The sequence below is a fragment of the Ensifer meliloti genome (genome assembly GCF_030064585.1).
GTDB lineage: Bacteria > Pseudomonadota > Alphaproteobacteria > Rhizobiales > Rhizobiaceae > Sinorhizobium > Sinorhizobium meliloti.
The window spans coordinates 300545-314589 of the sequence record NZ_CP120365.1; the positions used below are offsets into that span (position 1 = coordinate 300545).

Genomic DNA, 14045 nt, shown 5'->3' on the forward strand with positions numbered 1-14045 from the left:
ACAGCGCCGCGCGTCTTATCAGACGCGCAAAGGTCGCTGCAGCACTTTGATCTGCTGCATGTTTTTGTCCTTTAATCGGATACGATTAAAGGAGACATGCAGTAGGCCAACGAAAAGCCCGGCTTAGGAGCCGGGCTTTTTGCTTTCACGACGTGGCAGGCAGGCGCGGCGCTTGAACCGCGCCCGATCGGATCACGTCATCATTCCGCCGCTTCCGCGTAGCTCTCGATCGGCGGGCAGGTGCAGACGAGATTGCGGTCGCCATAGACATTGTCGACACGGTTGACCGGCGACCAGTATTTGTCCACGCGGAAGGCGCCCGGTGGGAAGCAGGCCTGCTCGCGCGAATAGGGCCGGTCCCAGTCGCCGACGAGGTCCTCGACCGTATGCGGCGCGTTCTTCAGCGGATTGTTGACCTTGTCCATCCGGCCGTCCTCGATGGCGCGGGCCTCTTCGCGGATTGCCAGCATGGCGTCGCAGAAGCGGTCGAGCTCGGCCTTCGTTTCCGATTCCGTGGGTTCGATCATCAGTGTGCCCGCGACCGGCCAGCTCATCGTCGGTGCATGGAAGCCGCAGTCGATCAGGCGCTTGGCGACGTCATCGACCGTGACGCCGGCGCTTTCGGCGAGCGGACGGGTATCGATGATGCATTCATGCGCGACCCGGCCTTTCGCCGACTTGTAGAGCACGTCATAGGCACCCTTCAGCCGGGCGGCGACGTAATTGGCGTTGAGGATCGCCACCTTGGTCGCTTGCGTCAGGCCTTCGCCGCCCATCATCAGGCAGTAGCTCCAGGAGATCGGCAGGATCGAGGCCGACCCGAACGGTGCGGCGGATACGGCGCCCTCGTGCCCGTCGGTCTGCGGGTGTCCCGGAAGGAAGGGGGCGAGATGCGACTTGACGCCGATCGGGCCCATGCCGGGACCGCCGCCGCCATGCGGAATGCAGAAGGTCTTGTGCAGGTTCAAATGGCTGACATCCGAGCCGATGTCGCCAGGGCGGGAAAGGCCAACCATCGCATTCATGTTGGCGCCGTCCAGATAGACCTGGCCACCGTGCTTATGCACGACCTCGCAGACTTCGCGGACGTTCTCCTCGAACACGCCGTGCGTCGAGGGATAGGTGATCATGCAGCAGGAGAGGGTGTCCGCATACTGCTCCGCTTTGGCGCGGAAATCGTCCATATCGATCTCGCCGGCGTCGCTCACCTTGACGACCACCACCTTCATGCCGGCCATCTGCGCCGAGGCCGGGTTGGTGCCGTGCGCCGAGGTCGGTATCAGGCAGACGTCGCGATGCTCGTTGCCGTTGGCGATATGGTAGGCGCGGATCGCGAGCAGACCGGCATATTCACCCTGGGCACCCGAGTTCGGCTGCATCGAGATCGCATTGTAGCCGGTGATCGCGCACAGCTTTTGCGACAGGTCTTCGATGAGATGCTGATAGCCGAGTGCCTGGTCGGCCGGCACGAAGGGATGGATTTCCGAGAACTCCGGCCAGGTGATCGGCAGCATCTCCGCGGTCGCGTTGAGCTTCATCGTGCAGGAGCCGAGCGGGATCATCGCGCGGTCGAGCGCAAGATCGCGATCGGCGAGGCGGCGCATGTAACGCGTCATCTCGCTCTCGGCGCGGTTCATATGGAAGATCGGATGGGTGAGATAGGCGCTGGTGCGCAGCAGTTCCTGCGGCAGGCGGTAGTCCGGCTCGAACTCCTCGACCTTGAAATCGCCCCCGAAGGCGCGCCAGACGGCCTCGAGCGTGACCGGCCTCGAACGCTCGTCGAGACTGATGCCGATCCTGGTCGTGCCGATCTTGCGAAGGTTTACCTCCTCGGCCACGGCGGCTTTGAGGATGATGCCTTGCAGCTTGCCGACTTCGACGGTGATCGTATCGAAGAAGACATCCGGCTCGACGGTATAGCCGAGCTTCTCCAATCCCATGGCAAGCCGGACCGTCTTCTGGTGCACGCTCTGGGCGATCGCCTTTATTCCGTCCGGACCGTGGAAGACCGCATACATGGAGGCCATGACGGCAAGCAGCACCTGCGCGGTACAGATGTTCGATGTCGCCTTTTCGCGCCGGATATGCTGTTCACGGGTCTGGAGCGACAGCCGGTAGGCGCGGTTGCCCCGCGCATCGACCGACACGCCCACGAGGCGGCCGGGCATGGAGCGCTTATAGGCATCCTTGACCGCCATATAGGCGGCGTGCGGTCCGCCGTAGCCGACCGGAACGCCGAAGCGCTGGGTCGAACCGATCGCGATGTCGGCGCCCATTTCACCCGGAGACTTCAGAAGCGCCAGCGCCAGCGGATCGGCTGCTACGGCGGCGATTGCCCCCTGCCCATGGAGTTTGGCGATCAGGCCCGAGAAGTCGCGGACATGGCCGTAGGTACCGGGGTACTGGAAAATCGCGCCGAAGACGCCGGCAGCGTCCAGATCCTCGAACGGATCGCCGACGACGATCTGCCAGCCGAGCGGCTCCGCCCGGGTCTTCAGGAGCGCAATCGTCTGGGGATGGCAGTTCTCATCGATGAAAAACGCCTTCGCCTTGGACTTTGCGACGCGCTCGGCAATGGCCATTGCTTCGGCTGCCGCCGTCGCCTCGTCGAGCAACGAGGCGTTCGCGACGTCCAGGCCGGTCAAATCGCAAACCATGGTCTGGTAGTTGAGCAGGGCTTCCAGCCGCCCCTGGCTGATTTCCGGCTGATAGGGCGTATAGGCGGTGTACCAGGCCGGATTCTCGAGGATATTGCGCTGGATGACCGGCGGGGTGATGGTCCCGTAGTAGCCCTGACCGATCAGGGAGACGAGCTTCCGGTTGCGGTTCGCCGTCTCGCGCAGCTTGTCGAGTGCCTCGCGCTCGGTCATCGGCGCGCCCCAGGCAAGCGGCGTCCGCTGGCGGATCGACGGCGGCACGGTGTCGTCTATGAGCGCGTCGAGGCTCGGATAGCCGACGACCTTCAGCATCTCGTCCATCTCGGCCGGCGAAGGGCCGATGTGACGTCGATTGGCGAAGTCGTAAGGCTTGTAATCGGTGAAGGTAAAGTCCTTGGGCATGCTCATCAGGCGACGAACTCCTTGTAGGCCGCTTCGTCCAGGAGCGCATTGGCAGCGTCCGGATCGGCGAGCTTCAGCTTGAAGAACCAGGCCGCGCCTTGCGGATCGCTGTTGACGAGCGACGGATCGTCGACGATCGCCTGATTGACCTCGACGATTTCTCCATCAAGCGGACAATAGACGTCCGAAGCCGCCTTGACGGACTCGACGGTCGCGGCCGAGTCGCCCTTGGAGAAGCTGGCACCCGCTTCCGGCAGTTCCACGAAGACAAGATCGCCGAGCTGGCCAGCGGCATGCTCCGTGATGCCGACGGTCGCGACGTCGCCATCGATCTTCAGCCATTCGTGTTCCTCGGTGAATTTCAGCATACGCAGGTTCTCCTGATCAGCGTTTGTAGGTTTGTTTGATGAAGGGCAGGGCAGTGACGGCGATGGGCAGGTATTTGCCGCGCACCTCTGCGAACAGTCTGGTGCCGACTTCGGCGTGCTCGGCGTCGACATAGCCCATGGCGACCGGTCCATCCACGCTTGGACCGAAGCCGCCGGAGGTGACGGTTCCTGCCGCCGTCCTGCCCTCCGCATCGGCGAAGAGATTGGCATTGCCGCGGACCGGCGCCCGGCCTTCGGGCCTCAGGCCGACACGCCGCCTGGAAACTCCGTCGGTGAGCTCGGCCAGTATCCGGCCGGCGCCCGGAAAGCCGCCGGCGCGCTCACCGCCGGCGCGGCGGCTTTTCTGGATCGCCCATTCGAGGCCTGCTTCGATGGGGCTCGTATTCGTGTCGATATCGTTGCCATAGAGACAAAGCCCCGCTTCGAGGCGGAGCGAGTCGCGCGCGCCGAGCCCGATGGGCAGAACGTCGGGATGTTCGAGCAGGCGCTGCGTCACATCCACAGCCGCTTCCGCGGGAATGGAGATCTCGAAGCCATCCTCGCCGGTGTAGCCGGAGCGGGAGATGATGCAGCTCACATCGTGAAGGTCGGCTTCGGCGACATCCATGAAGCGCATCGACGAGACGTCCGCCCAGAGTTCGCAGAGAACCGCTCCGGCCCGGGGTCCCTGAAGGGCGATCAGGGCACGGTCGGTCAGCATGGTCACGTCGCAGACGCTGCCGAGACCGTCCTTGAGATGCGCAAGATCGGCATCCTTGCAGGCCGCGTTGACGACGAGGAAGAGATGATCGCCGCGATTGACGATCATCAGGTCGTCGAGAATGCCGCCTGCGGCATTGGTGAAGAGGCCGTAGCGCTGTCGGCCTTCCGCGAGGCCGAGAACATCCGCCGGCACGAGCTTTTCCAGCGCCAGCGCCGCGTCCTCGATTTTTCCCGATTTCGGCCGCACGACGATCTGTCCCATGTGGGACACGTCGAAGAGGCCGGCGGCGGCACGGGTATGCAGGTGCTCCTTCAATACGCCTTCCGGGTATTGGACCGGCATGTCGTAACCGGCGAAGGGCACCATGCGTGCACCGAGCGAAAGGTGCAGCGCGTGCAAAGGCGTGTGTTTCAAGGTGGAAACGTCTTCCAAGTCCGGCCTCCAGGTCTGGCGCGTTTTCGCGCCGGCTCACAATACCGGCGTCATGCGCCGACAAATTCGAGCCCCCTCTGTCCCTTTGCCTGAGATTGTTATCCCTTCGGCGAGCGCGAACGCTTCTCTCCAGAGTCCTACCGGCACCTTGCTGGTCCTTTGGCCTGAGAGTTTCCGGGGCGGTTGCTCCTTCGGCACCGGATCGAACCGGTTTCTCCCAACGAGGTCGAATCCAGATAACGGCGAAGGCCGGATTTTGGCAAGGGCCTATGTCGCGACCAAACATATTTTTGTCGCCCTGACTTCATCCTCCGCGACAAGTGCGGCAAAATCGGCCTTTGCAATTTCTTTGGGCAGCGGATAGGGAAGACCGAAGAGAGGTGGCCATGACAGGGCGCGAGCGGAAATGGGGAATTGCGATGCGGCTGCTCGCAGCCTTCGCACTCCTATTCCTGTCCTTCGCCCATAAGCCAGCCCTTGCGAAAGCGGCCGGCCCGGCGATTTCCGCCGAATATCTTCTCCCCGACGGCACCTTCGCCGATATCTGCTTCGGCACGGGCGGCGTCGATCATGACGCCGGCCACGGCAAGTCGTCGTCATCTGCTCCCGTTTGCGAAGCCTGCCGGCTCGCCGCCTCCGTGCTCCTGCCGGCGGCGCCCGATGAAAGCCTGCCGGCCGAAAACGGCGACTGGACTGCCGGAACGCCGATCGTCGCCGCCGAGGCGGTGCTTCTGCCCCTGCGCCTGCTGCCGCCACCGCGCGGCCCGCCGGCCCAGCCGTAAATCTCCTCGAATCCAACCCAGAATTTCTTGCGCCGCTATGCGGCATTGACCCACGAAGGCCGCGTTCCGGCACGTGGTTCGGAGATTACGACATGAACACGATCAGATTTTCCTTGCTTGCCACCGGCCTCACATTCGCCGCCACAGGGCTCGCCCATGCGCATGCGACATTCGAGACGGGCAGCGCGCCGGCCGAAACGACCGTCAACGCCACGCTTCAGGTGCCGCATGGCTGCGACGGCAAGGCGACGACCGAAGTGCGGGTGCAGCTGCCGGAGGGATTCGTCTTTGCCAAGCCCCAGCCTAAGCCCGGCTGGGAGCTGGAGATCATCAAGGGCGACTACCGGAAAACCTATGACGATCACGGCACCAAGGTTTCCTCCGGTCCCTTGGAAATTCGCTGGAAAGGCGGCAACCTTCCCGACGAACATTACGACACCTTCGTCGTGCGCGGAAAACTCGCGGGCTTCGACAAGGAGACCGTGCTTGCCTTTCCGACGACGCAGCTTTGCGGCGCCGACGGCAAGGTGGTCTGGGATCAGGTGGCGGCGGAGGGCGAGGACGCCCATTCCCTCGAGCATCCGGCGCCGACGATCACCGTCACCATGGCGGCGGGCGACGAGCATTCCGGTCACGGAGGGCATCATCAGTCCGCGCCCAAAACGGTGAGGCTCGGCGATCTCGAGATCTCGGGCGGAGCCGTGAAGGCCATGCTGCCCGGCGCCAAGGTCGGCGGCGGCGGATTCGTGGTCAGGAACGGCGGCAGTGCCGACGACCGGCTGCTTGCCGTCGAGAGCCCGGCCGCGGGCCGGGTCGAACTCCATGAAATGACGATGGAGAACGACGTCATGAAAATGCGCAAGCTCGAGGACGGCATTGCCGTTCCCGCCGGCGGAACCGTCGAGCTGAAGAGCGGCGGCCTGCATCTCATGTTCATGGAGGTGAAGAAGCCCTTTGCCGAAGGCGATGCCGTGCCCGTGACGCTCACCTTCGAGAAGGCGGGGGAGGTCGACTATGTCCTGCCGGTCGGCACCGCCGCGGGCAACGCTCACTCCGGCCACAGCCATCAATAGAACACTGACAGGAAAGCGCGTCGACCGGCTCAGGATCCCTGAACGAGCCGGTCGAGCATTTCGGTGATTTCGTCCAGTTCCTGTTCATCGCCGGCAGGCTTGTCTTCCCGCCGGCGATCGCCTCCGCCCCCGTCCTCGTCCTCGTTCTCGGCGTTTTCGAGATAGCGGCGCAGCGTTTCGGCCTGCGTCTGTTGCGGCAGACGGCGCTCTGCAGCGATCAGCATGAGGTGCAGCGGCAGCGCGCTTCTGACCTTCGGGACCGGCGCCTGCTCTTGGCCGCGCGCGCAAAGCAGTGTGATTGCCTCGTCGGCAGGTCCATCGCCACGCAAGCGCGTGGGCGGCTTCAATGCATCCGCCGCATAGGCCGCCGTCGTCGCGGAGATGGTAACGACCTGGGTCATCCTGTCAGTCCTCGGGCATGATAATCCTTTCCTGTGCCAGACTGCGCTTGCGAGCAGGTGAAATCGGGTGATTGAATTTTAGGAAAATCGTAACGATTCGAGGGCTGCGGGGCTGAACATTGCGCAATTTTGTGTACCGTCGGTTGAACGGCATGTACAATCGCAGCCGTAACCGAGAACCGGCGCGGCTTCTGCGCCGGAAAAAATCTAGTTCATAAAAGTCATATTGAAGAAGTTCACTCACGAAAGGACGTAAGTCTATGCGCGCGATCGTATTGTTGTTGGCGATCTTTGCTCTCAGCGCGTGCTCGCAAACAGGAAGGCCCAGCGCCGAACGGTACTATACGGGAGAAGGCCAATACTATAGCGGCGTCGTACCCCCGACGCCTCTCTGAAGCATGTCGCTCAGGTCTATAGCGGCTTTAAGAACGACACGCATCAATCGAAGCCCCAAATGCGGCGCACGAACCCGCTTCCGTCGCATCGCAAGAGGGCTGTCGCTGCATGCCTCACGAGAGGCGCCCGCGCACCGTGCCCGTGACGTCCTGGCGGTCGGCACCGCTGCGGCAACGCTCACTCCGGGCGCAGCCATCATAGCGACCGGCTTGCGGTACCTGACCGGTTCGACACCCAAGTGGGCCGGTTGGGGGAATACGGGAGCTGCACTTGATGGTAGAGATCACGGAATCGTGTTCATCGTCGGTTGAATCGCATATACAATTGCAGGTGCAACGGAGAGCCGATGCAGCGCGTCGGCGCGACCCGGTTGCGGAAATCTATATGCGAAAGGACATACTCTAATCGGAATGTTGGTGGCGGTCTTCGTTCTCAGCGCGTGCTCACAAACGGCGACGCCCAGCGCCGAACGGTATTATGGAGGGGACGGGCAATACTATCCCGGCTTGATACCCCCGAAGCGCTGATGAGACGTTGCATGCGGCATCGCGCCTCCGACAATCGGTTCCGATTTCTCGGGACCGATGTAGGAGCCCGGATGGTGTAAGAAGCGCTGCCGCAGGACCGTGTGGATTGCGCGGTTGGGAATTGATCCTGCGCGAATGGCAGAATATCAATGGCCGTCAAACTGTTAGGAAAGGTACGGGGGCCTATGCGCAAGATCGTGTTGTTGCTCGCACTCGCCACGCTGGCGGCGTGCTCGCACACCGGGGACCGGGTGGTCGGCGGTGACGGGGATTACTATCAAGGTCTCGTCCCGCCGAGGTGATCGTCACCTCCGAGGTGATCGTCACCTCCAAGGTGATCGCCGCCTCCGAGGTGAGTGTCACCTCCCGAGGTGAGTGTCACCTCCCGAGGTGAGTGTCACCTCTGCGCGGCCAATTCCATTGCGAGCCAAACGGCGGCGCAGGCTCGCACGGCAAAAACGGAGGCGCTGCGACTGCGCCGCCTCCGTCAGGGAACCGGTTCACCCACACCTTGAAGAACATCGGCCGCTGCGCAATTCCGCGAGCGTCCTTGGCCGGTCCGGGTGCTTAATAGCCTACGCGAACACCACCGGGGCTCGCGGCGCTGAAATTGGGAACGGGATTCGGCCCGTACCACTGAGCATAGGTCGTGTTGTTTCCGCCGGTGCTGGTGCACCCCGACAGGACGGCAAGCGCCAATAGGGCGGTCAGATATTTGAGGGGCATGAACTCTCCGATTCTGCTTCGTCAGACGCGCATAAATTGCGGTATCCTGAGCCGCCCGTCCATCGCTTTCACATTGACTCTTTTGCTTTTTCCTTTCGGAGTGACAGCCGCCTGCCGCATCCGCACATTGATGCCTGGAAGTGGTGCTACATCATCAGGTCGAAATCTTCAGGCAACGGGGAGGGCTGCAATGACCGGAAGGCCGCGCCTGTTCGGAGCGGAGTACAGCGTTTACGTGCGGATCGTGCGGCTGGCGCTGGCCGAGAAGGGAACGGACTACGAACTCGTCCCCGTAGACATCTTCGCGAGCGACGGCCCGCGACAGGACTATCTGGAGCGGCATCCCTTCGGTCGCATCCCTGCCTTCGAATATGAGGGCTTCAGGCTTTACGAGACCGGCGCGATAACGCGCTACGTCGATGACGTGTTCGACGGGAGGAGGCTTCAACCTCTCGATCCGCGGGAGCGCGCCCGCTGCAACCAGCTGATGAGTATCGCCGACAACTACGCCTATCCCACTCTGGTCTGGGGAGTCTACGTGGAACGCGTCTCAAAGCCGGCGAGCGGCGCGGCCGCTGACGAGAACGCAATCGCCGCTGCGCTGCCGAAAGCAAGGACCTGCCTCAAGGCGATTTCCGAAATTGTGGGAACGGCGCCATGGCTCGCAGGCGAGACAATGTCGCTCGCCGACCTCTATGCCGCCCCGATATTCGACTATTTCCTCAGGGCGCCGGAAGGGCAGGAAATGCTCCGGGAGCACGAGATGCTGGCGGCGTGGTGGGCGCGGATGTCGGTGAGGCGCTCGATGATGGAGACGCGGCCCGCATAGCCTGAGTTTCCTCTTCCGTGAAGCCCGCGGATATCCCTGTGCAGAACATAGATATGGCCGCTTCCAGGGAGGCGGCCATATCGATTACTGCGTCATTTCAGTGGCTGTGCGTCGTAACCGATGGCTGACTACAACTTCTGCCGCCTGTCTCAGCTGCACCCGCTCGTGGCGCCGCATGTGTCGCACTTCTCGCACGTGCCATTCCTGACCATCGTGAAGTTCTGGCACTCGGAGCACATGTTGCCGGTATAGCCCTGCATGATCGAGCGGGCGCGGCGTTCGGCTTCGACTTTCTTCGCTTCGGACTTCGCCGCAGCGGCCTCTGCCGCGGCCTTGTCGGAGAAGAGGGCAGTCACCTCCTGTTCCGCCTCTTCGGCAATCTCCTCGGCGAGTTCGACGGCTCGTTCCTCGTAATCGCGCTTGAAGGCGACGACTTCGGAGGTGGCGGCGGCGATTGCCGGCTCAAGCTTTCGCACGGCATTGCCGGAGATCGAGGTGACGGAAGCGCCGGCCGAGGCGCGGGCCGGGGCGGCCGTCGAAGCACCCTTCGGCTCGGAGCGCTCGCCGGTACCGCCGACGATGGACGGCTTGTAGCCACGGGTCCAGCCGGTGGAGACGAGGTTGGTCTTGCCTTCCTGAATGCCGCGGCCGAGCGCGGTATTGCTGAAGTCGGAGGTGTCGACATGAGCAAGGTCGTGGCGGCCGAGATAGGAAACGGCAAGCTCGCGGAAGACATAGTCGAGGATCGACGTCGCGTTCTTGATCGCGTCGTTGCCCTGGACCATGCCGGCCGGCTCGAACTTGGTGAAGGTGAAGGCCTCCACATATTCCTCGAGCGGCACGCCATATTGCAGGCCGAGCGAGATGGCGATGGCGAAGTTGTTCATCATCGCCCGGAAGGCCGCACCTTCCTTGTGCATGTCGATGAAGATCTCGCCGAGCCGTCCATCGCCGAATTCGCCGGTGCGCAGATACACCTTGTGGCCGCCGACGATCGCCTTCTGGGTATAGCCCTGCCGGCGGTTCGGCAGTTTCTCGCGGGCGCGCACCACCTTCTCGATGACGCGCTCGATGATCTTCTCGGTGACGGCGACCGCCTGGGCGGCTGCCGGCGCCTGCATCAGCTCCTCGATCGCGTCCTCGTCTTCCTCGTCCTCGATCAGCGAGGCGTTCAGCGGCTGCGAGAGCTTGGAACCGTCGCGGTAGAGCGCATTCGCCTTCAGCGCGAGCTTCCAGGAGAGCATGTAGGCGTTCTTGCAATCCTCGACGGTCGCCTCGTTCGGCATGTTGATCGTCTTGGAGATTGCGCCCGAAATGAAGGGCTGGGCGGCCGCCATCATGCGGATATGGCTTTCGACCGAGAGGTAGCGCTTGCCGATCTTGCCGCAGGGATTGGCGCAATCGAAGACCGGCAGGTGCTCTGCTTTCAGGAACGGTGCCCCTTCGAGCGTCATCGCGCCGCAGACATGGATGTTGGCGGCTTCGATGTCCTTCCTGGAGAAGCCCAGATGCTCGAGCAGGTTGAAGTCCATCGAGGCGAGCTGCTCATCGCTGACCTTCAGCGTCTCCTTCAGGAAGTCGGCGCCGAGCGTCCACTGGTTGAAGACGAACTTGATGTCGAAGGCAGCCTTAAGCGCCGCATTGACGGCTTCGATCTTCTCGTCGGTGAAGCCCTTGGCCTTGAGCGTCGTGGGATTGATGGCCGGGGCCTGGTTGAGGTTACCGTGGCCGACGGCATAAGCCTCCATCTCGGCGATCTGGCTTTCCGAGTAGCCGAGCGTGCGCAACGCCTCGGGAACCGCGCGGTTGATGATCTTGAAATAGCCGCCGCCGGCGAGCTTCTTGAATTTCACCAGGGCGAAATCGGGCTCGATGCCGGTCGTGTCGCAATCCATGACGAGCCCGATCGTACCGGTCGGCGCGATCACGGTGGCCTGGGCGTTGCGGTAGCCGTGCTTCTCGCCGAGCTCGACCGCCTTGTCCCAGGCGCCCTTGGCATGGGCGATCAGATCCTGGTCCGGGCAATCGCCGTGGACGAGCGCGACCGGGTTGACGGACAGGCCCTCATAACCGGCGGTCTCGCCGTGAGCCGCGCGGCGGTGATTGCGCATGACGCGCAGCATGTTGTCGCGGTTCGGCGCAAAGCCGGGGAAGGGGCCGAGCTTTGCGGAGATCTCGGCCGAGGTGGCATAGGCGACGCCGGTCATGATCGCGGTCAGCGCGCCGGCGATGGCGCGGCCCTCGGGCGAGTCGTAGGGAATGCCTGACGACATCAGCAGGCCGCCGATATTCGCATAGCCGAGGCCGAGCGTGCGGTATTCGTAGGAGAGCTCGGCGATCTCGCGGGACGGGAACTGCGCCATCATCACAGAGACTTCGAGAACGACGGTCCAGAGACGGACGGCATGCTCGTAGTCGCCGATATTGATCCGCTTGGTCGCGGCATCCTTGAACTGCATCAGGTTGAGCGAGGCGAGATTGCAGGCCGTGTCGTCCAGGAACATGTATTCCGAGCACGGGTTGGAGGCGCGGATCGGGCCTGCAGCCGGGCAGGTGTGCCAGTCGTTCATCGTCGTGTTGAAGTGCAGGCCCGGATCGGCCGAGGCCCAGGCCGCGTGGGAGATCGACTCCCAGAGGTCGCGCGCCTTCAGGGTCTTCATGACGCGGCCGTCCTTGCGGGCGGTCAGGTGCCAATCGCCATCCGCCTCCACGGCGCGCAGGAAGTCGTCCTTGATCGAGACCGAGTTGTTGGAGTTCTGGCCGGAAACCGTGAGATAGGCCTCCGAATCCCAATCCGTGTCATAGGTCTTGAATTGGATGTCCTTATAGCCCTGCCGCGCGAACTGGATGACGCGCTTGACATAGTTTTCCGGAACCAGCGCCTGCTTGGCGGCACGGATCTCGCGCTTCAGCGCCGGGTTCTGCTTGGGATCGAAGCAGGCATCGTCGCTGCCGTCGCAATTGATGCAGGCCTTCATGATCGCCTTCAGGTGCTTGGCGACGATCTTCGAGCCGGTGACGAGGGCGGCGACCTTCTGCTCTTCCTTGACCTTCCAGTTGATGTATTCCTCGATGTCGGGATGGTCGATGTCGACGACGACCATCTTGGCGGCGCGGCGCGTCGTGCCGCCCGACTTGATGGCGCCCGCGGCGCGGTCGCCGATCTTCAGGAAGCTCATGAGCCCGGAGGACTTGCCGCCGCCCGAGAGCCTTTCGCCTTCGGCGCGCAGATGCGAGAAGTTGGAGCCGGTGCCGGAGCCGTATTTGAAGAGGCGCGCCTCACGCACCCAGAGATCCATGATGCCGCCCTCGTTGACGAGGTCGTCCGCGACCGACTGAATGAAGCAGGCGTGCGGCTGCGGGTGTTCGTAAGCGGACTTCGACTTCGTCAGCTTGCCGGTGAAGGGATCGACGTAGAAATGGCCCTGGCCGGGGCCGTCGATTCCATAGGCCCAGTGGAGGCCGGTGTTGAACCATTGCGGCGAGTTCGGAGCAACGCGCTGGGTGGCGAGCATGTAGGCGAGCTCGTCACGGAAGGCGCTGGCGTCCTCTTCCGTGTCGAAATAGCCGCCCTTCCAGCCCCAATAGGCCCAGGTGCCGGCCAGGCGATCGAAAACCTGGCGGGCATCGGTTTCGGAGCCGTACTGCTCTTCCTTCGGCAGCGCCTTCAGCGCGTCGTTGTCCGGAACCGAGCGCCAGAGGAAGGACGGCACGTCGTTTTCCTCGACACGCTTCAGCTTTGCCGGCACGCCGGCCTTGCGGAAATATTTCTGGGCAAGAATATCGGCGGCGACCTGCGAGAACTGCGCCGGCACGTCGATATCCGCAAGGCGGAAGACCACGGACCCGTCCGGGTTCTTGATCTCACTCGTCGCCTTGCGGAACTCAATCTCGGCATAGGCGGATTGCCCTGCCTTCGTGAAACGGCGCTCGATCTTCATTGTCCCGTCCTTTGTTGCCATGCGCTAAAGCGCAGTTAACCTCGCCCGGCCGCGATGGATCTCGCAGCCAGTCTGAAAATTTCTGTCGATGTGAGGAAACCCAGCTCCTGGGTAATCCTGTATCTTGTGATGATGTTGGCTGCAAACACTAAATATAGTATTAACAGGCTCTTTACGCCAGCTCGAAATGCCGCTTGAGCGACCCAAATTTCGCGCAAGATTCCGCCACTGCAGCCGCTCGGGGTCATCCGCCCGGGCCGCATGTCGGAACCGACGATTTGGGGGTGTGAACCGGCCTCTGAACTTCCCGGTCCGCCGCCGTCGCAACGTGAAATCCATTAACCGTGAATCGCCTCGGGGCGTCAAGGGGTGGTTTGTGACGGAAGTTTGAGCGCTATATCTTGTGTGGGTCGACTGTGGAAAACGGGGACATCGATCAATCCGTTGAAAAACAGGGACTTCCACTGCTTGCCTGCGAAGATGAGCTAGCGGCAGGCCCAAATTCAAATTTTTATGGATGAAAAAGCGGGTACAAGACGCGGCCTAGCGCTACTCGCGATTGCGAATCAGGTGGGTGTGTGATGCGGCCCGTTTTGGTGATTCGGCGGTACCAGCAGTATCAAGTCGAGGGGCGACGTTGGGACTCCCCTGGCGCCCGCACCCCGCGTTGCGGGGCGCCTAGGTCTAGGAAACGTATCGGAGGACTGCAATCTCTCCGCACCTCATCTCTGTGCTTGTCACAGAGATCCAGCAGCGCCGCGTCTGCGGCGCGTTCATTCAGCCCAAG

At 62.7% G+C, this 14045-nt stretch carries 9 protein-coding genes and 1 riboswitch; of the genes, 3 read left to right on the forward strand and 6 right to left on the reverse strand.

What is annotated here, in order from left to right; all coding sequences use genetic code 11:
- Window positions 1-200: 200 nt before the first annotated feature.
- The 3 genes from gcvP to gcvT are packed head-to-tail and all read right to left on the reverse strand — an operon-like array spanning window position 201 to window position 4583.
- A complete protein-coding gene (gene gcvP, locus PZL22_RS08525; RefSeq protein WP_003529526.1) occupies window positions 201-3065 on the reverse strand; it encodes an aminomethyl-transferring glycine dehydrogenase in 2865 nt (954 codons plus the stop codon).
- Entirely contained in the window at window positions 3065-3427 is a 363-nt protein-coding gene (gene gcvH / locus PZL22_RS08530) for a glycine cleavage system protein GcvH (RefSeq protein ID WP_003529528.1), read from the reverse strand. Before gcvH ends, gcvP begins: the two co-directional genes overlap by 1 nt.
- 16 nt (window positions 3428-3443) lie before the next feature.
- Window positions 3444-4583, reverse strand: a complete 1140-nt coding sequence (gcvT, locus tag PZL22_RS08535; protein ID WP_013844340.1) for a glycine cleavage system aminomethyltransferase GcvT — start codon at window positions 4581-4583, stop codon at window positions 3444-3446.
- Window positions 4584-4725: 142 nt separating this feature from the next.
- Window positions 4726-4813, reverse strand: a riboswitch (glycine riboswitch).
- A 156-nt stretch (window positions 4814-4969) separates the two neighbouring features.
- On the opposite strand from gcvT, the gene PZL22_RS08540 reads away from it, so the two are divergent.
- Entirely contained in the window at window positions 4970-5365 is a 396-nt protein-coding gene (locus tag PZL22_RS08540) for a hypothetical protein (RefSeq protein ID WP_013844430.1), read from the forward strand.
- A 92-nt stretch (window positions 5366-5457) separates the two neighbouring features.
- Complete coding sequence (locus PZL22_RS08545) at window positions 5458-6438, forward strand: DUF1775 domain-containing protein (protein ID WP_003529532.1); 981 nt, start codon at window positions 5458-5460, stop codon at window positions 6436-6438.
- 29 nt (window positions 6439-6467) lie between these two features.
- Here the strand turns inward: PZL22_RS08545 and PZL22_RS08550 are convergent, their stop codons facing one another.
- Window positions 6468-6839, reverse strand: a complete 372-nt coding sequence (locus tag PZL22_RS08550; RefSeq protein WP_003529533.1) for a hypothetical protein — start codon at window positions 6837-6839, stop codon at window positions 6468-6470.
- 1490 nt (window positions 6840-8329) lie between these two features.
- Window positions 8330-8488, reverse strand: a complete 159-nt coding sequence (locus PZL22_RS08555; protein WP_010969297.1) for a hypothetical protein — start codon at window positions 8486-8488, stop codon at window positions 8330-8332.
- 190 nt (window positions 8489-8678) lie between these two features.
- Here PZL22_RS08555 and PZL22_RS08560 point away from each other — a divergent pair, with 190 nt between their 5' ends.
- Window positions 8679-9317, forward strand: a complete 639-nt coding sequence (locus tag PZL22_RS08560) for a glutathione S-transferase family protein (protein WP_003529535.1) — start codon at window positions 8679-8681, stop codon at window positions 9315-9317.
- A 149-nt stretch (window positions 9318-9466) separates the two neighbouring features.
- Here PZL22_RS08560 and PZL22_RS08565 read toward each other — a convergent pair whose 3' ends face one another.
- On the reverse strand, window positions 9467-13258 hold the full coding sequence (locus PZL22_RS08565) for a vitamin B12-dependent ribonucleotide reductase (protein ID WP_003529536.1): 3792 nt from the start codon (window positions 13256-13258) through the stop codon (window positions 9467-9469).
- Between the last annotated feature and the right edge of the window lie 787 nt (window positions 13259-14045).